At 51.1% G+C, this 16,689-nt stretch carries 14 protein-coding genes; all 14 read left to right on the top strand.

Annotated elements, in window-relative coordinates:
* Positions 1-2 precede the first annotated feature (2 nt).
* On the top strand, positions 3-482 hold the full coding sequence (gmm, locus tag QUE34_RS12470) for a GDP-mannose mannosyl hydrolase (RefSeq protein ID WP_032303319.1): 480 nt from the start codon (positions 3-5) through the stop codon (positions 480-482).
* Positions 479-1,702 carry a colanic acid biosynthesis fucosyltransferase WcaI gene (wcaI, locus tag QUE34_RS12465; protein ID WP_000699738.1) on the top strand — a complete coding sequence of 408 codons (1,224 nt, stop codon included), beginning with the start codon at positions 479-481 and terminating at the stop codon, positions 1,700-1,702. Before gmm ends, wcaI begins: the two co-directional genes overlap by 4 nt.
* A 2-nt stretch (positions 1,703-1,704) precedes the next feature.
* Complete coding sequence (cpsB, locus tag QUE34_RS12460; protein ID WP_032303318.1) at positions 1,705-3,141, top strand: mannose-1-phosphate guanyltransferase; 1,437 nt, start codon at positions 1,705-1,707, stop codon at positions 3,139-3,141.
* A gap of 368 nt (positions 3,142-3,509) precedes the next feature.
* Complete coding sequence (gene cpsG, locus QUE34_RS12455) at positions 3,510-4,880, top strand: colanic acid biosynthesis phosphomannomutase CpsG (protein WP_103253878.1); 1,371 nt, start codon at positions 3,510-3,512, stop codon at positions 4,878-4,880.
* A gap of 54 nt (positions 4,881-4,934) precedes the next feature.
* Complete coding sequence (gene wcaJ, locus QUE34_RS12450; protein ID WP_032303316.1) at positions 4,935-6,329, top strand: undecaprenyl-phosphate glucose phosphotransferase; 1,395 nt, start codon at positions 4,935-4,937, stop codon at positions 6,327-6,329.
* A gap of 1 nt (position 6,330) precedes the next feature.
* Positions 6,331-7,809, top strand: a complete 1,479-nt coding sequence (gene wzxC / locus QUE34_RS12445) for a colanic acid undecaprenyl disphosphate flippase WzxC (RefSeq protein ID WP_032303315.1) — start codon at positions 6,331-6,333, stop codon at positions 7,807-7,809.
* A gap of 72 nt (positions 7,810-7,881) precedes the next feature.
* Complete coding sequence (gene wcaK, locus QUE34_RS12440) at positions 7,882-9,162, top strand: colanic acid biosynthesis pyruvyl transferase WcaK (RefSeq protein ID WP_032303314.1); 1,281 nt, start codon at positions 7,882-7,884, stop codon at positions 9,160-9,162.
* Complete coding sequence (gene wcaL, locus QUE34_RS12435) at positions 9,159-10,379, top strand: colanic acid biosynthesis glycosyltransferase WcaL (protein ID WP_032303313.1); 1,221 nt, start codon at positions 9,159-9,161, stop codon at positions 10,377-10,379. Before wcaK ends, wcaL begins: the two co-directional genes overlap by 4 nt.
* A gap of 10 nt (positions 10,380-10,389) precedes the next feature.
* Positions 10,390-11,784 carry a colanic acid biosynthesis protein WcaM gene (gene wcaM / locus QUE34_RS12430; protein WP_032303312.1) on the top strand — a complete coding sequence of 465 codons (1,395 nt, stop codon included), beginning with the start codon at positions 10,390-10,392 and terminating at the stop codon, positions 11,782-11,784.
* Positions 11,785-11,958: 174 nt separating this feature from the next.
* Positions 11,959-12,852 carry a UTP--glucose-1-phosphate uridylyltransferase GalF gene (galF, locus tag QUE34_RS12425; RefSeq protein WP_000183032.1) on the top strand — a complete coding sequence of 298 codons (894 nt, stop codon included), beginning with the start codon at positions 11,959-11,961 and terminating at the stop codon, positions 12,850-12,852.
* 372 nt (positions 12,853-13,224) lie between these two features.
* On the top strand, positions 13,225-14,310 hold the full coding sequence (rfbB, locus tag QUE34_RS12420) for a dTDP-glucose 4,6-dehydratase (protein ID WP_032303311.1): 1,086 nt from the start codon (positions 13,225-13,227) through the stop codon (positions 14,308-14,310).
* Entirely contained in the window at positions 14,310-15,209 is a 900-nt protein-coding gene (gene rfbD / locus QUE34_RS12415) for a dTDP-4-dehydrorhamnose reductase (protein WP_001023640.1), read from the top strand. Before rfbB ends, rfbD begins: the two co-directional genes overlap by 1 nt.
* Positions 15,210-15,266: 57 nt before the next feature.
* Complete coding sequence (rfbA, locus tag QUE34_RS12410; protein ID WP_105268641.1) at positions 15,267-16,145, top strand: glucose-1-phosphate thymidylyltransferase RfbA; 879 nt, start codon at positions 15,267-15,269, stop codon at positions 16,143-16,145.
* A 4-nt stretch (positions 16,146-16,149) separates the two neighbouring features.
* Positions 16,150-16,683 (top strand): dTDP-4-dehydrorhamnose 3,5-epimerase, encoded by a 534-nt coding sequence (gene rfbC, locus QUE34_RS12405; RefSeq protein ID WP_032303308.1) that lies wholly within the window; start codon positions 16,150-16,152, stop codon positions 16,681-16,683.
* The last annotated feature ends 6 nt before the right edge of the window (positions 16,684-16,689 follow it).

The raw sequence follows: 16,689 nt of genomic DNA, 5'->3' as shown, positions 1-16,689 counted from the left end.
TGATGTTTTTACGTCAGGAAGACTTTGCCACGGTAGTGCGCTCCACACCGCTTGTCTCTCTCGACTTTATTGTCGAGAACAGTCGCGGCGAGTTTCTGCTTGGCAAAAGAACCAACCGCCCGGCGCAGGGTTACTGGTTTGTGCCGGGAGGGCGCGTGCAGAAAGACGAAACGCTGGAAGCCGCATTTGAGCGGCTGACGATGGCGGAACTGGGGCTGCGTCTGCCGATAACAGCAGGCCAGTTTTACGGCGTCTGGCAGCACTTTTATGACGATAACTTCTCCGGCACGGATTTCACCACGCACTATGTGGTGCTCGGTTTTCGCTTCAGCGTCGCGGAAGAAGAGCTGTTACTGCCGGATGAACAGCATGACGATTACCGCTGGCTGACGCCGGATGCGCTGCTGGCCAGTGACAATGTTCACCCTAACAGCCGTGCCTATTTTCTCGCTGAGAAGCGTGCCGGAGTACCCGGATTATGAAAATACTGGTCTACGGTATTAACTACTCGCCGGAGTTAACCGGCATCGGCAAATACACCGGCGAGATGGTGGAATGGCTGGCAGCACAAGGTCATGAGGTGCGGGTCATTACCGCACCGCCGTACTACCCGCAGTGGCAGGTGGGCGAGAACTATTCCGCCTGGCGCTACAAACGAGAAGAGGGGGCCGCCACGGTGTGGCGCTGCCCGCTGTATGTGCCAAAACAGCCGAGCACCCTGAAACGCCTGTTGCATCTCGGCAGTTTTGCCGTCAGCAGTTTTTTCCCGTTGATGGCGCAACGTCGCTGGAAGCCGGATCGCATTATCGGCGTAGTGCCAACGCTGTTTTGCACGCCGGGAATGCGCCTGCTGGCGAAACTCTCTGGTGCGCGTACCGTGCTGCATATTCAGGATTACGAAGTAGATGCGATGCTGGGGCTGGGCCTTGCCGGAAAAGGCAAAGGCGGCAAAGTGGCACAGCTGGCGACAGCCTTCGAACGTAGCGGACTGCATAACGTCGATAACGTTTCCACGATTTCGCGCTCGATGATGAATAAAGCCATCGAAAAAGGCGTGGCGGCAGAAAACGTCATCTTCTTCCCCAACTGGTCGGAAATCGCCCGTTTTCAATATGTTGCAGACGCCGATGTTGATGCCCTTCGTAACCAGCTTGGCCTGCCGGATAACAAAAAAATCATTCTTTACTCCGGCAATATTGGTGAAAAGCAGGGGCTGGAAAACGTTATTGAAGCTGCCGATCGCCTGCGCGATGAACCGCTGATTTTTGCCATTGTCGGGCAGGGCGGCGGCAAAGCGCGGCTGGAAAAAATGGCGCAGCAGCGCGGACTGCGCAATATGCAATTTTTCCCGCTGCAATCGTATGACGCCTTGCCTGCACTGCTGAAGATGGGCGACTGCCATCTGGTGGTGCAAAAACGCGGTGCGGCAGATGCCGTATTGCCGTCGAAACTGACCAATATTCTGGCGGTAGGCGGTAACGCGGTAATTACCGCAGAAGCTCACACAGAACTGGGGCAGCTTTGCGAAACCTTCCCAGGAATTGCGGTTTGCGTAGAACCAGAATCGGTCGAGGCGCTGGTGGCGGGGATCCGTCAGGCGCTCCTGCTGCCCAAACACAACACGGTGGCACGTGAATATGCCGAACGCACGCTCGATAAAGAGAACGTGTTACGTCAATTTATACATGATATTCGGGGATAATTATGGCGCAGTCGAAACTCTATCCAGTTGTGATGGCAGGTGGCTCCGGTAGCCGCTTATGGCCGCTTTCCCGCGTACTTTACCCCAAGCAGTTTTTATGCCTGAAAGGCGATCTCACCATGCTGCAAACCACCATCTGCCGCCTGAACGGCGTGGAGTGCGAAAGCCCGGTGGTGATTTGCAATGAGCAGCACCGCTTTATTGTCGCGGAACAGCTGCGTCAACTGAACAAACTCACCGAGAACATTATTCTCGAACCGGCAGGGCGTAACACTGCGCCTGCCATTGCGTTGGCGGCGCTGGCGGCAAAACGTCATAGTCCGGACAGCGATCCGTTAATGTTGGTCCTGGCGGCAGATCATGTGATTGCTGACGAAGACGCGTTCCGCGCCGCCGTGCGTAATGCCATGCCGTATGCCGAAGCGGGCAAGCTGGTCACCTTCGGCATTGTGCCGGATCTACCAGAAACCGGTTATGGCTATATTCGTCGCGGTGAAGTGTCTGCGGGCGAGCAGGATACGGTGGCCTTTGAAGTGGCGCAGTTTGTCGAAAAACCGAATCTGGAAACCGCCCAGGCCTATGTGGCAAGCGGCGAATATTACTGGAACAGCGGTATGTTCCTGTTCCGCGCCGGACGTTATCTCGAAGAACTGAGAAAATATCGCCCGGATATTCTCGACGCCTGCGAAAAAGCGATGAGCGCCGTCGATCCGGATCTTGATTTTATTCGCGTGGATGAAGAGGCGTTTCTCGCTTGCCCTGAAGAGTCGGTGGATTACGCGGTCATGGAACGTACGGCAGATGCCGTTGTGGTGCCGATGGATGCGGGGTGGAGCGATGTCGGTTCCTGGTCCTCTTTATGGGAGATCAGCGCCCACACCGCGGAAGGCAACGTTTGCCACGGCGATGTGATTAATCACAAAACCGAAAACAGCTACGTGTATGCCGAATCTGGCCTGGTCACCACCGTCGGGGTGAAAGATCTGGTAGTGGTGCAGACCAAAGACGCGGTGCTGATTGCCGACCGTAACGCGGTGCAGGATGTGAAAAAAGTGGTCGAGCAGATCAAAGCCGATGGTCGCCATGAGCATCGGGTGCATCGCGAAGTGTATCGCCCGTGGGGCAAATATGACTCTATCGACGCGGGCGACCGCTACCAGGTGAAACGCATCACCGTGAAACCGGGCGAGGGCTTGTCGGTACAGATGCACCATCACCGCGCGGAACACTGGGTAGTGGTCGCGGGAACGGCAAAAGTCACCATTGACGGTGATATCAAACTGCTTGGTGAAAACGAGTCCATTTATATTCCGCTGGGGGCGAAGCACTGCCTGGAAAACCCGGGGAAAATTCCCCTCGATTTAATTGAAGTGCGCTCCGGCTCTTATCTCGAAGAGGATGATGTGGTGCGCTTCGCGGATCGCTACGGACGGGTGTAAATGTCGCATCAGGCGCTGTTTGTCGGATGCGGCGTGAACGCCTTATCCGACCTACGGTACGGATTTGTAGGCCTGATAAGACGCGACAGCGTCGCATCAGGCGATGGCTGTCGGATGCGGCGTGAACGCCTTATCCGACCTACGGTTCGGATTTGTAGGCCTGATAAGACGCAGCAGCGTTGCATCAGGCGCTGGCTGTCGGATGCGGCGTGAACGCCTTATCCGACCTACGGTTCGGATTTGTAGGCCTGAAAAGACGCAGCAGCGTCGCATCAGGCAATGAATGCAAAACAGCGATGTAAATAACGACAAAAACAAAATTGGCCGCTTCGGTCAGGGCCAACTATTGCCTGAAAAAGGGTAACGATATGAAAAAATTAACCTGCTTTAAAGCCTATGATATTCGCGGAAAATTAGGCGAAGAACTGAATGAAGATATCGCCTGGCGTATTGGGCGTGCCTATGGCGAATTTCTCAAACCGAAAACCATTGTTTTAGGCGGTGATGTCCGTCTCACCAGCGAAACCTTAAAACTGGCGCTGGCAAAAGGGTTACAGGATGCGGGCGTTGACGTGCTGGATATCGGCATGTCCGGCACCGAAGAGATCTATTTCGCCACGTTCCATCTCGGCGTGGATGGCGGCATCGAAGTTACCGCCAGCCATAATCCGATGGATTACAACGGCATGAAACTGGTGCGCGAAGGGGCTCGCCCGATCAGCGGTGATACTGGACTGCGCGACGTCCAGCGTCTGGCAGAAGCCAACGATTTTCCTCCCGTCGATGAAACCAAACGCGGTCGCTATCAGCAAATCAACCTGCGCGACGCTTACGTTGATCATCTGTTCGGTTATATCAACGTCAAAAACCTTACGCCGCTCAAGCTGGTGATCAACTCCGGGAACGGTGCGGCGGGGCCGGTGGTGGACGCCATCGAAGCCCGCTTTAAAGCCCTCGGCGCACCCGTGGAATTGATCAAAGTGCACAACACGCCGGACGGCAATTTCCCCAACGGTATTCCTAACCCGCTGCTGCCGGAATGCCGCGACGATACCCGCAATGCGGTCATTAAACACGGCGCGGATATGGGTATTGCTTTTGATGGCGATTTTGACCGCTGTTTCCTGTTTGACGAAAAAGGACAGTTTATCGAGGGCTACTACATTGTCGGCCTGCTGGCAGAAGCGTTCCTCGAAAAAAATCCCGGCGCGAAGATCATCCACGATCCGCGTCTTTCCTGGAACACCGTTGATGTAGTGACTGCCGCAGGCGGCACCCCGGTGATGTCGAAAACCGGACACGCCTTTATTAAAGAACGTATGCGCAAGGAAGACGCCATCTACGGTGGCGAAATGAGCGCCCACCATTACTTCCGTGATTTCGCTTACTGCGACAGCGGCATGATCCCGTGGCTGCTGGTCGCCGAACTGGTGTGCCTGAAAGAGAAAACGCTGGGCGAACTGGTGCACGACCGCATGGCGGCATTCCCGGCAAGCGGTGAGATCAACAGCAAACTGGCGCAACCCGTTGAGGCGATTAATCGCGTCGAACAGCATTTTAGCCGCGAGGCGCTGGCGGTGGATCGCACCGATGGCATCAGCATGACCTTTGCCGACTGGCGCTTTAATCTGCGCTCCTCCAACACCGAACCGGTGGTACGCCTGAATGTGGAATCGCGCGGTGATGTGCCGCTGATGGAAGCGCGAACGCGAACTCTGCTGACGTTGCTGAACGAGTAATGTCGGATCTTCCCTTACCCCATTGCGGGTAAGGGGCTAATAACAGGAACAACGATGACAAATCTAAAAAAGCGCGAGCGAGCGAAAACCAATGCATCGTTAATCTCTATGGTGCAACGCTTTTCAGATATCACCATCATGTTTGCCGGGCTATGGCTGGTTTGCGAAGTCAGCGGACTGTCATTCCTCTACATGCACCTGTTGGTGGCGCTGATTACGCTGGTGGTGTTCCAGATGTTGGGCGGCATCACCGATTTTTATCGCTCATGGCGCGGTGTTCGGGCAACGACAGAATTTGCCCTGCTGCTGCAAAACTGGACCTTAAGCGTGATTTTTAGCGCCGGACTGGTGGCGTTCAACAATGATTTCGACACGCAACTGAAAATCTGGCTGGCGTGGTATGGGCTGACCAGCATCGGGTTGGTGGCGTGTCGTTCGTGTATTCGCATTGGTGCGGGCTGGTTGCGTAATCATGGCTTTAACAAGCGTATGGTTGCCGTGGCGGGGGATTTAGCTGCCGGGCAAATGCTGATGGAGAGCTTCCGTAATCAGCCGTGGTTAGGGTTTGAAGTGGTGGGCGTTTACCACGACCCAAAACCGGGCGGCGTTTCTAACGACTGGGCGGGCAATCTGCAACAGCTGGTCGAGGATGCAAAAGCGGGCAAGATTCACAACGTCTATATCGCGATGCAAATGTGCGACGGCGCACGCGTGAAAAAACTGGTCCATCAACTGGCGGACACCACCTGTTCGGTGCTGCTGATCCCCGACGTCTTTACCTTCAACATTCTCCATTCACGCCTCGAAGAGATGAACGGCGTTCCGGTGGTGCCGCTGTACGACACGCCACTTTCCGGGGTTAACCGCCTGATAAAACGTGCGGAAGACATTGTGCTGGCAACGCTGATCTTGCTGCTGATCTCCCCGGTGCTGTGCTGTATTGCGCTGGCGGTGAAACTCAGTTCACCAGGGCCGGTTATTTTCCGCCAGACTCGCTACGGCATGGATGGCAAGCCGATCAAAGTGTGGAAGTTCCGTTCCATGAAAGTGATGGAGAACGACAAAGTGGTGACTCAGGCGACGCAGAACGATCCGCGCGTCACCAAAGTGGGGAACTTTCTGCGCCGCACCTCGCTGGATGAATTGCCGCAGTTTATCAATGTGCTGACCGGGGGGATGTCGATTGTGGGCCCACGTCCGCACGCGGTGGCGCATAACGAACAATATCGCCAGCTCATTGAAGGCTACATGCTGCGCCACAAAGTGAAACCGGGCATTACCGGTTGGGCGCAGATTAACGGCTGGCGCGGCGAAACCGACACGCTGGAGAAAATGGAAAAACGCGTCGAGTTCGACCTTGAGTACATCCGCGAATGGAGCGTCTGGTTCGATATCAAAATCGTTTTCCTTACGGTATTCAAAGGCTTCGTTAACAAAGCGGCATATTGATATGAGCTTACGTGAAAAAACCATCAGCGGCGCGAAGTGGTCGGCGATTGCCACAGTAATCATCATCGGCCTCGGGCTGGTGCAGATGACCGTGCTGGCGCGGATTATCGACAACCACCAGTTCGGTTTGCTTACCGTGTCGCTGGTGATTATCGCGCTGGCAGACACGCTTTCTGACTTCGGCATCGCTAACTCGATTATTCAGCGAAAAGAAATCAGCTACCTTGAACTCACCACGCTGTACTGGCTGAACGTCGGGCTGGGGATCGTGGTGTGTGTGGCGGTGTTTTTGTTGAGTGATGCCATTGGTGACGTGCTGAATAACCCGGATCTGGCGCCATTGATTAAAACATTGTCGCTGGCGTTTGTGGTGATCCCCCACGGGCAACAGTTTCGCGCGTTGATGCAGAAGGAGCTGGAGTTCAACAAAATCGGCATGATAGAAACCAGCGCGGTGTTGGCGGGCTTTACTTTTACGGTGGTTAGCGCCCATTTCTGGCCGCTGGCGATGACCGCGATCCTCGGTTATCTGGTCAATAGTGCGGTAAGAACGCTGCTGTTTGGCTACTTTGGCCGCAAAATTTATCGCCCCGGTCTACATTTCTCGCTGGCGTCTGTTGCACCGAACTTACGCTTTGGTGCCTGGCTGACGGCGGACAGCATCATCAACTATCTCAACACCAACCTTTCGACGCTGGTGCTGGCGCGTATTCTCGGCGCGGGCGTGGCAGGGGGATACAATCTGGCGTACAACGTGGCCGTTGTGCCGCCGATGAAACTGAACCCGATCATCACCCGCGTGTTGTTTCCGGCGTTTGCCAAAATTCAGGACGACACCGAAAAGCTGCGCGTTAACTTCTACAAGCTGCTGTCGGTAGTGGGGATTATCAACTTTCCGGCGCTGCTGGGGCTGATGGTGGTGTCGAATAACTTTGTACCGCTGGTCTTTGGTGAAAAGTGGAACAGCATTATTCCGGTGCTGCAATTGCTGTGTATTGTGGGGCTACTGCGCTCAGTGGGTAACCCGATTGGCTCGCTGCTGATGGCGAAAGCGCGGGTGGATATCAGCTTTAAATTCAATGTATTCAAAACCTTTCTGTTTATTCCGGCGATTGTTATTGGCGGGCAGATGGCGGGCGCAATCGGCGTCACGCTTGGTTTCCTGCTGGTGCAGATTATCAACACCATTCTGAGTTATTTCGTGATGATTAAACCGGTTCTTGGTTCCAGTTATCGCCAGTACATCCTGAGTTTATGGCTGCCGTTTTATCTCTCGCTGCCGACGCTGGTGGTCAGTTATGCGCTGGGCATTGTGCTGAAAGGGCAACTGGCGCTGGGGATGCTGCTGGCGGTGCAAATAGCCGCGGGCGTGCTGGCGTTTGTGGTGATGATTGTGCTGTCGCGCCATCCGCTGGTGGTGGAAGTGAAGCGTCAGTTTTGTCGCAGCGAAAAAATGAAAATGCTTTTGCGGGCCGGGTGAATAGTTGTTTTCGGTTCCGGCAACGAACACAACAAACACAGCCTCACCTGGCATCAAATTTATGAGGAAAAAATGAAATTACTGATTCTGGGCAACCACACTTGCGGCAATCGCGGCGACAGCGCCATCTTGCGCGGCTTACTTGATGCCATCAACATTCTCAATCCACACGCCGAAGTGGACGTAATGAGCCGCTATCCGGTCAGTTCTTCCTGGCTGCTCAACCGCCCGGTAATGGGTGATCCGCTGTTCCTGCAAATGAAACAACACAACAGCGCTGCGGGCGTTGTCGGGCGCGTAAAAAAAGTCCTCCGTCGCCGCTACCAGCACCAGGTATTGCTCTCACGCGTCACCGACACCGGCAAGCTGCGTAATATCGCCATTGCCCGGGGATTCACTGACTTTGTGCGCCTGCTGTCAGGTTACGATGCCATTATCCAGGTCGGCGGATCGTTTTTTGTCGATCTCTACGGCGTGCCGCAGTTTGAACATGCGCTTTGCACGTTTATGGCGAAAAAGCCGCTGTTTATGATTGGTCACAGCGTCGGCCCGTTCCAGGATGAGCAATTTAACCAACTGGCAAACTACGTATTCGGGCACTGCGACGCGCTGATCCTGCGCGAATCGGTCAGCTTGGATCTAATGAAACGCAGCAATATCACTACCGCAAAAGTTGAACATGGCGTCGATACCGCGTGGCTGGTCGATCACCACACCGAAGACTTCACCGCCAGCTATGCTGTTCAACACTGGCTGGACGTAGCCGCACAGCAGAAAACGGTGGCCATTACCCTGCGCGAACTGGCACCGTTCGACAAACGTCTCGGCACCACTCAACAAGCGTATGAAAAAGCCTTTGCCGGGGTGGTCAATCGCATTCTCGACGAAGGGTATCAGGTGATTGCGCTCTCCACCTGTACGGGCATCGACAGTTATAACAAAGACGACCGCATGGTGGCGCTCAACCTGCGTCAGCACATCAGCGATCCTGCTCGTTATCACGTGGTGATGGATGAGCTCAACGATCTGGAAATGGGCAAAATCCTCGGTGCCTGTGAACTCACCGTCGGTACGCGCCTGCACTCTGCCATTATCTCGATGAATTTCTCCACTCCGGCAATTGCCATCAACTACGAACACAAATCCGCCGGGATTATGCAGCAGCTGGGGCTGCAAGAGATGGCGATTGATATCCGTCATTTACTGGACGGCAGCTTGCAAGCGATGGTTGCGGATACCTTAGGCCAACTTCCGGCGCTGAACGCACGACTTAGCGAAGCCGTCAGTCGCGAACGCCAGACGGGAATGCGGATGGTGCAGTCTGTGCTTGAGCGCATCGGGGAGGCGAAATGAAGGTCGGCTTCTTTTTACTGAAATTCCCGCTGTCGTCGGAAACCTTCGTCCTCAATCAAATTACCGCGTTTATTGATATGGGCTTTGAGGTGGAGATTGTCGCGCTGCAAAAAGGCGACACACAAAACACCCACGCGGCCTGGACGAAATACAACCTTGCCGCCAGAACCCGCTGGTTACAGGACGAACCTACGGGCAAAATAGCGAAACTGCGCCACCGTGCCAGCCAGACCTTACGCGGCATTCATCGTAAAAATACCTGGCAGGCGCTCAACCTCAAACGCTATGGTGCCGAGTCGCGGAACCTGATTTTGTCTGCCATTTGTGGTCAGGTCGCAACACCGTTTCGCGCCGATGTGTTCATCGCTCATTTTGGCCCGGCGGGGGTAACCGCAGCAAAACTACGCGAACTGGGTGTCATTCGCGGCAAAATCGCTACTATCTTCCACGGCATTGATATCTCCAGTCGGGAAGTGCTCAACCACTACACTCCCGAATATCAACAACTGTTTCGCCGTGGCGACCTGATGTTACCGATAAGCGATCTGTGGGCCGGAAGGCTGCAAAAAATGGGCTGCCCGAGGGAAAAAATTGCCGTATCGCGCATGGGCGTGGACATGACGCGTTTTAGCCCGCGTCCGGTGAAAGCGCCCGCAACGCCGCTGGAAATCATATCTGTCGCACGCTTAACCGAGAAAAAAGGCCTGCATGTGGCGATTGAAGCCTGCCGTCAGTTGAAAGAGCAGGGCGTGGCATTTCGCTATCGCATTCTCGGCATTGGCCCGTGGGAACGACGCCTGCGCACGCTCATCGAACAATATCAACTGGAAGATGTGGTAGAGATGCCTGGCTTTAAACCGAGCCATGAAGTGAAAGCGATGCTCGACGACGCGGATGTCTTCCTGTTGCCATCGGTAACGGGCGCGGATGGTGATATGGAAGGCATTCCGGTAGCGCTAATGGAAGCGATGGCGGTCGGCATTCCAGTAGTTTCCACTCTGCATAGCGGAATACCGGAACTGGTGGAGGCCGATAAATCCGGCTGGCTGGTGCCTGAGAACGATGCTCGCGCACTGGCACAACGTCTGGCGGCATTTAGCCAACTGGACACTGACGAACTGGCTCCGGTTATCAAACGTGCGCGCGAAAAAGTCGAACACGATTTTAACCAGCAGGTGATTAACCGAGAACTCGCCAGCTTGTTGCAGGCTTTATAGAGGAGAACGTATGCCATTTAAAAAACTCTCCCGACGCACCTTCCTGACGGCAAGCTCCGCGCTTGCCTTCCTCCATACCCCTTTCGCTCGCGCACTTCCCGCCCGACAAAGCGTTAACATTAACGACTACAACCCACACGACTGGATCGCCTCATTTAAACAAGCCTTCAGCGAAGGGCAAACAGTTGTCGTGCCTGCCGGATTGGTTTGTGACAATATCAACACTGGCATCTTCATCCCCCCTGGCAAAACGTTACACATCCTGGGAAGCCTGCGCGGCAACGGCAGAGGGCGATTTGTCTTACAGGACGGTAGCCAGGTGACAGGGGAGAAGGGCGGCAGTATGCATAACATCACCCTGGATGTGCGTGGTTCTGACTGCACCATCAAAGGGCTGGCGATGAGCGGCTTTGGCCCAGTAACGCAGATTTATATCGGTGGCAAAAACAAACGCGTCATGCACAACCTGACCATCGATAACCTGACCGTTAGCCATGCTAACTACGCTATCTTACGCCAGGGATTTCATAACCAGATTATCGGTGCCAACATCACCAACTGTAAGTTCAGCGACCTCCAGGGCGACGCCATTGAATGGAATGTGGCGATTAACGACCGTGATATTTTGATATCTGACCATGTCATCGAGCGCATCAACTGTACTAACGGCAAAATCAACTGGGGCATTGGCATAGGTCTTGCGGGGAGTACTTACGATAACAACTACCCGGAAGACCAGGCAGTGAAAAACTTTGTTGTGGCGAATATCACCGGATCGGACTGTCGGCAGTTGATTCATGTTGAGAACGGCAAACATTTCGTCATCCGTAACGTAAATGCGAAGAACATAACACCGGATTACAGTAAAAAAGCAGGTATTGATAACGCAACGATTGCCATATATGGCTGTGATAATTTCATAATCGATAATATAGATATAGCTAATAGCGCTGGGTTATTAATTGGTTATGGCGTAATCAAAGGAAAATACTTATCGATCCCACAAAATTTTAAGCTCAATAACATTCGTTTGGATAATACACAGCTGACCAGAAAATTACGCGGAATTCAGATTTCTGCCGGAAATGCGCTCTCTTTTGTTGCACTCACCAATATTGAAATGAAACACGCATCACTGGAACTACATAACCAGCCGCAACACTTTTTTATGAGAAATATCAATGTGATGCAGGAATTTTCTGTTGGGCCTGCATTGACCATGAACTTCGACTTGCGCCAGGACGTTCGTGGTAAATTCATGGCTAAAAAAGAAACACTGCTGTCTCTTGCAAATGTTCATGCGGTGAATGAAAAAGGACAAAGCTCCGTCGATATCGACAGGATTAATCACCATATTGTTAATGTGGAAAAGATTAACTTTAGATTGCCGGAACGGAGGGAGTAGATTTGCGACCATTCCTGGAAAAATGGAGCCATACTTAGGAACAATGCTACTGCAATCCACAACGAAGCGGCGTAACATCACAAGTAATTCAGTAATCAATTCAGGGTAATTGATGCTGGCGAAAAAAATCGAACAAGCTATAATTCAGCAACCATTTTACAGGTGGATGAAATAATGACGAATTTAAAAGCAGTTATTCCTGTAGCGGGTCTTGGGATGCATATGTTGCCTGCCACTAAGGCGATTCCCAAAGAGATGCTACCGATCGTCGATAAGCCAATGATTCAGTACATTGTTGACGAGATTGTGGCTGCAGGGATCAAAGAAATCCTCCTGGTAACTCACGCGTCCAAGAACGCGGTCGAAAACCACTTCGACACCTCTTATGAATTAGAATCTCTCCTTGAACTGCGCGTGAAGCGTCAGCTGCTGGCGGAAGTACAGTCCATCTGTCCGCCGGGCGTGACCATTATGAACGTGCGTCAGGGCGAACCTTTAGGTTTAGGCCACTCCATTTTGTGTGCACGACCCGCCATTGGTGACAACCCATTTGTTGTGGTATTGCCGGACGTTGTGATCGACGACGCCAGCGCCGACCCGCTGCGCTACAACCTTGCTGCCATGATTGCGCGCTTCAACGAAACGGGCCGCAGCCAGGTGCTGGCAAAACGTATGCCGGGCGATCTCTCTGAATACTCCGTCATCCAAACCAAAGAACCACTGGATCGTGAAGGTAAAGTCAGCCGCATTGTTGAATTTATCGAAAAACCGGATCAACCGCAGACGCTGGACTCAGACATCATGGCCGTTGGTCGCTATGTGCTTTCTGCCGATATTTGGCCGGAACTGGAACGCACTCAGCCAGGTGCATGGGGACGTATCCAACTCACTGATGCCATTGCCGAACTGGCGAAGAAACAGTCCGTTGATGCCATGCTGATGACTGGAGACAGCTACGACTGCGGTAAAAAAATGGGCTATATGCAGGCGTTCGTGAAGTATGGACTACGCAACCTCAAAGAAGGGGCGAAGTTCCGTAAAGGGATTGAGAAGCTGTTAAGCGAATAATGAATATCTGACCGGATGTAACGGTTGATAAGAAAATTATAACGGCAGTGAAGATTCGTGGCGAAAGTAATTTGTTGCGAATTTTCCTGCCGTTGTTTTATATAAACAATCAGAATAACAACGAGTTAGCAATAGGATTTTCGTCAAAGTTTTCCAGGATTTTCCTTGTTTCCAGAGCGGATTGGTAAGACAATTAGCGTTTGAATTTTTCGGGTTTAGCGCGAGTGGGTAACGCTCGTCACATCGTAGACATGCATGCAGTGCTCTGGTAGCTGTAAAGCCAGGGGCGGTAGCGTGCATTAATATCTCTATTAATCAAACTGAGAGCCGCTTATTTCACAGCATGCTCTGAAGTAATATGGAATAAATTAAGTGAAAATACTTGTTACTGGTGGCGCAGGATTTATTGGTTCTGCTGTAGTTCGTCACATTATAAATAATACGCAGGATAGTGTTGTTAATGTCGATAAATTAACGTACGCCGGAAACCTGGAATCACTTGCTGATGTTTCTGATTCTGAACGTTATTCATTTGAGCATGCAGATATCTGTGATGCCGCAGCGATGGCTCGTATTTTTTCACAACACCAGCCAGATGCGGTAATGCACCTGGCGGCTGAGAGCCACGTTGACCGCTCAATAACTGGTCCGGCGGCATTCATTGAAACTAATATTGTAGGTACTTACGTACTTTTAGAAGCAGCGCGCAATTATTGGTCTGGTCTGGATGATGAAAAGAAAAAAAACTTTCGCTTTCATCATATTTCTACTGATGAAGTGTATGGTGACTTACCCCATCCGGATGAAGTAAATAGCAATGAAACATTGCCGTTATTTACGGAAACGACAGCATACGCGCCAAGTAGTCCATATTCTGCTTCTAAAGCGTCAAGCGATCATTTGGTTCGCGCATGGAAACGTACTTATGGTTTACCGACAATCGTGACTAATTGCTCGAACAACTATGGCCCTTATCATTTCCCGGAAAAGCTTATTCCACTGGTTATTCTTAATGCACTGGAAGGTAAGGCATTACCTATTTATGGCAAAGGAGATCAAATTCGCGACTGGTTGTATGTAGAGGATCATGCTCGTGCGCTATATACCGTAGTTACTGAAGGTAAAGCGGGTGAAACCTATAACATTGGCGGACACAACGAAAAGAAAAACATCGATGTTGTGCTGACTATTTGTGATTTGTTGGATGAGATAGTCCCGAAAGAGAAATCTTATCGTGAGCAAATTACTTATGTTGCTGATCGCCCAGGACACGATCGCCGTTATGCGATTGATGCTGAGAAGATTAGTCGCGAATTGGGTTGGAAACCACAGGAAACGTTTGAGAGCGGGATTCGGAAGACAGTAGAATGGTACCTGTCCAATACAAAATGGGTTGATAATGTGAAAAGTGGCGCCTATCAATCGTGGATTGAACAAAACTATGAGGGACGCCAGTAATGAATATCCTCCTATTCGGCAAAACAGGGCAGGTAGGTTGGGAACTACAGCGTGCTCTGGCACCTCTGGGTAATTTGATTGCTCTTGATGTTCACTCCACTGATTATTGTGGTGATTTTAGTAATCCTGAAGGTGTAGCTGAAACCGTAAGAAGCATTCGGCCTGATATTATTGTCAACGCAGCCGCTCACACCGCAGTTGACAAAGCAGAATCAGAACCGGAGTTTGCACAATTACTTAACGCGACAAGTGTCGAAGCGATTGCGAAAGCAGCCAATGAAGTCGGCTCCTGGGTTATTCACTACTCTACTGACTACGTATTTCCGGGAACCGGTGAAATACCATGGCAGGAGGCGGATGCAACCGCACCGCTAAATGTTTACGGTGAAACCAAGTTAGCCGGAGAAAAAGCATTACAAGAGCATTGTGTGAAGCACCTTATTTTCCGGACCAGCTGGGTCTATGCAGGTAAAGGAAATAACTTCGCCAAAACGATGTTACGTCTGGCAAAAGAGCGTGAAGAATTGGCCGTTATTAACGATCAGTTTGGTGCGCCAACAGGTGCTGAGCTGCTGGCTGATTGTACAGCACATGCCATTCGTGTCGCACTGAATAAACCAGAAGTCGCAGGCTTGTACCATTTGGTAGCCAGTGGTACCACAACCTGGCACGATTATGCTGCGCTGGTTTTTGAAGAGGCGCGCAAAGCAGGCATTCCCCTCGCACTCAACAAACTCAATGCGGTACCAACAACAGCCTATCCTACACCAGCTCGTCGTCCACATAACTCTCGCCTTAATACAGAAAAATTTCAGCAGAACTTTGCGCTTGTCTTGCCTGACTGGCAGGTTGGCGTGAAACGCATGCTCAACGAATTATTTACGACTACAGCAATTTAATAGTTTTTGCATCTTGTTCGTGATGGTGGAACAAGATGAATTAAAAGGAATGATGAAATGAAAACGCGTAAAGGTATTATTTTAGCAGGTGGTTCTGGTACTCGTCTTTATCCTGTGACTATGGCAGTCAGTAAACAGCTGTTACCGATTTATGATAAACCGATGATCTATTATCCGCTCTCTACACTGATGTTAGCGGGTATTCGCGATATTTTGATTATCAGTACGCCACAGGATACTCCTCGTTTTCAACAACTGCTGGGTGACGGGAGCCAGTGGGGCCTGAATCTTCAGTACAAAGTTCAACCGAGTCCGGATGGTCTTGCGCAGGCGTTTATTATCGGTGAAGAGTTTATCGGTGGTGATGATTGTGCTCTGGTTCTTGGTGATAATATCTTTTACGGTCACGACCTGCCGAAGTTAATGGATGTCGCTGTTAACAAAGAAAGTGGTGCAACGGTATTTGCCTATCACGTTAATGATCCTGAACGCTATGGTGTCGTTGAGTTTGATAAAAACGGTACGGCAATTAGCCTGGAAGAAAAACCGCTACAGCCAAAAAGTAATTATGCGGTAACTGGGCTTTATTTCTATGATAACGACGTTGTCGAAATGGCGAAAAATCTTAAGCCTTCTGCCCGCGGTGAACTGGAAATTACCGATATTAACCGTATCTACATGGAACAAGGGCGTTTATCTGTTGCCATGATGGGACGTGGATATGCATGGTTAGACACGGGGACACATCAAAGCCTGATTGAGGCAAGCAACTTCATTGCTACAATTGAAGAGCGTCAAGGGTTGAAAGTTTCCTGTCCGGAAGAAATTGCTTACCGTAAAGGGTTTATCAATGCTGAACAGGTGAAAATATTAGCTGAACCGTTGAAGAAAAATGCTTATGGTCAGTACCTGCTAAAAATGATTAAAGGTTATTAATAAAATGAACGTAATTAAAACTGAAATTCCTGATGTGTTAATTTTCGAGCCGAAAGTTTTTGGTGATGAGCGTGGTTTCTTTATGGAAAGCTTTAATCAGAAAGTTTTCGAAGAGGCTGTAGGGCGTAAGGTTGAATTTGTTCAGGATAATCATTCGAAGTCTAGTAAAGGCGTTTTACGCGGGCTGCACTATCAGTTAGAACCTTATGCGCAAGGAAAACTGGTACGCTGCGTTGTTGGTGAAGTTTTTGATGTTGCGGTGGATATTCGTAAATCATCCCCTACGTTTGGTAAATGGGTTGGTGTGAATTTATCTGCTGAGAATAAACGACAATTGTGGATACCTGAAGGATTTGCACATGGGTTTTTGGTGCTGAGTGAGACGGCGGAGTTTTTATATAAAACGACGAATTATTATGCTCCGACCAGTGATTGTGGTTTAGCTTGGAATGATCCAGATCTAAAAATCGATTGGCCTCTATATAATGAGCCTATTGTATCAGAGAAAGATTCTAAGCAACCATTTCTCTACAGGTGAGTGGAA

The organism is Escherichia sp. KS167_9B (assembly GCF_030295215.1).
GTDB classification, from domain to species: Bacteria; Pseudomonadota; Gammaproteobacteria; order Enterobacterales; family Enterobacteriaceae; genus Escherichia; species Escherichia coli_F.
This window is presented reverse-complemented; position numbering and strand designations above follow the sequence as displayed.

Excerpts from the sequence above, each read along its gene's own strand:
- gmm (WP_032303319.1), top strand. The coding sequence starts at position 3 with ATGTTTTTACGTCAGGAAGACTTTGCCACGGTAGTGCGCTCCACACCG.
- wcaI (WP_000699738.1), top strand. The coding sequence starts at position 479 with ATGAAAATACTGGTCTACGGTATTAACTACTCGCCGGAGTTAACCGGC.
- cpsB (WP_032303318.1), top strand. The coding sequence starts at position 1,705 with ATGGCGCAGTCGAAACTCTATCCAGTTGTGATGGCAGGTGGCTCCGGT.
- cpsG (WP_103253878.1), top strand. The coding sequence starts at position 3,510 with ATGAAAAAATTAACCTGCTTTAAAGCCTATGATATTCGCGGAAAATTA.
- wcaJ (WP_032303316.1), top strand. The coding sequence starts at position 4,935 with ATGACAAATCTAAAAAAGCGCGAGCGAGCGAAAACCAATGCATCGTTA.
- wzxC (WP_032303315.1), top strand. The coding sequence starts at position 6,331 with ATGAGCTTACGTGAAAAAACCATCAGCGGCGCGAAGTGGTCGGCGATT.
- wcaK (WP_032303314.1), top strand. The coding sequence starts at position 7,882 with ATGAAATTACTGATTCTGGGCAACCACACTTGCGGCAATCGCGGCGAC.
- wcaL (WP_032303313.1), top strand. The coding sequence starts at position 9,159 with ATGAAGGTCGGCTTCTTTTTACTGAAATTCCCGCTGTCGTCGGAAACC.
- wcaM (WP_032303312.1), top strand. The coding sequence starts at position 10,390 with ATGCCATTTAAAAAACTCTCCCGACGCACCTTCCTGACGGCAAGCTCC.
- galF (WP_000183032.1), top strand. The coding sequence starts at position 11,959 with ATGACGAATTTAAAAGCAGTTATTCCTGTAGCGGGTCTTGGGATGCAT.
- rfbD (WP_001023640.1), top strand. The coding sequence starts at position 14,310 with ATGAATATCCTCCTATTCGGCAAAACAGGGCAGGTAGGTTGGGAACTA.
- rfbA (WP_105268641.1), top strand. The coding sequence starts at position 15,267 with ATGAAAACGCGTAAAGGTATTATTTTAGCAGGTGGTTCTGGTACTCGT.
- rfbC (WP_032303308.1), top strand. The coding sequence starts at position 16,150 with ATGAACGTAATTAAAACTGAAATTCCTGATGTGTTAATTTTCGAGCCG.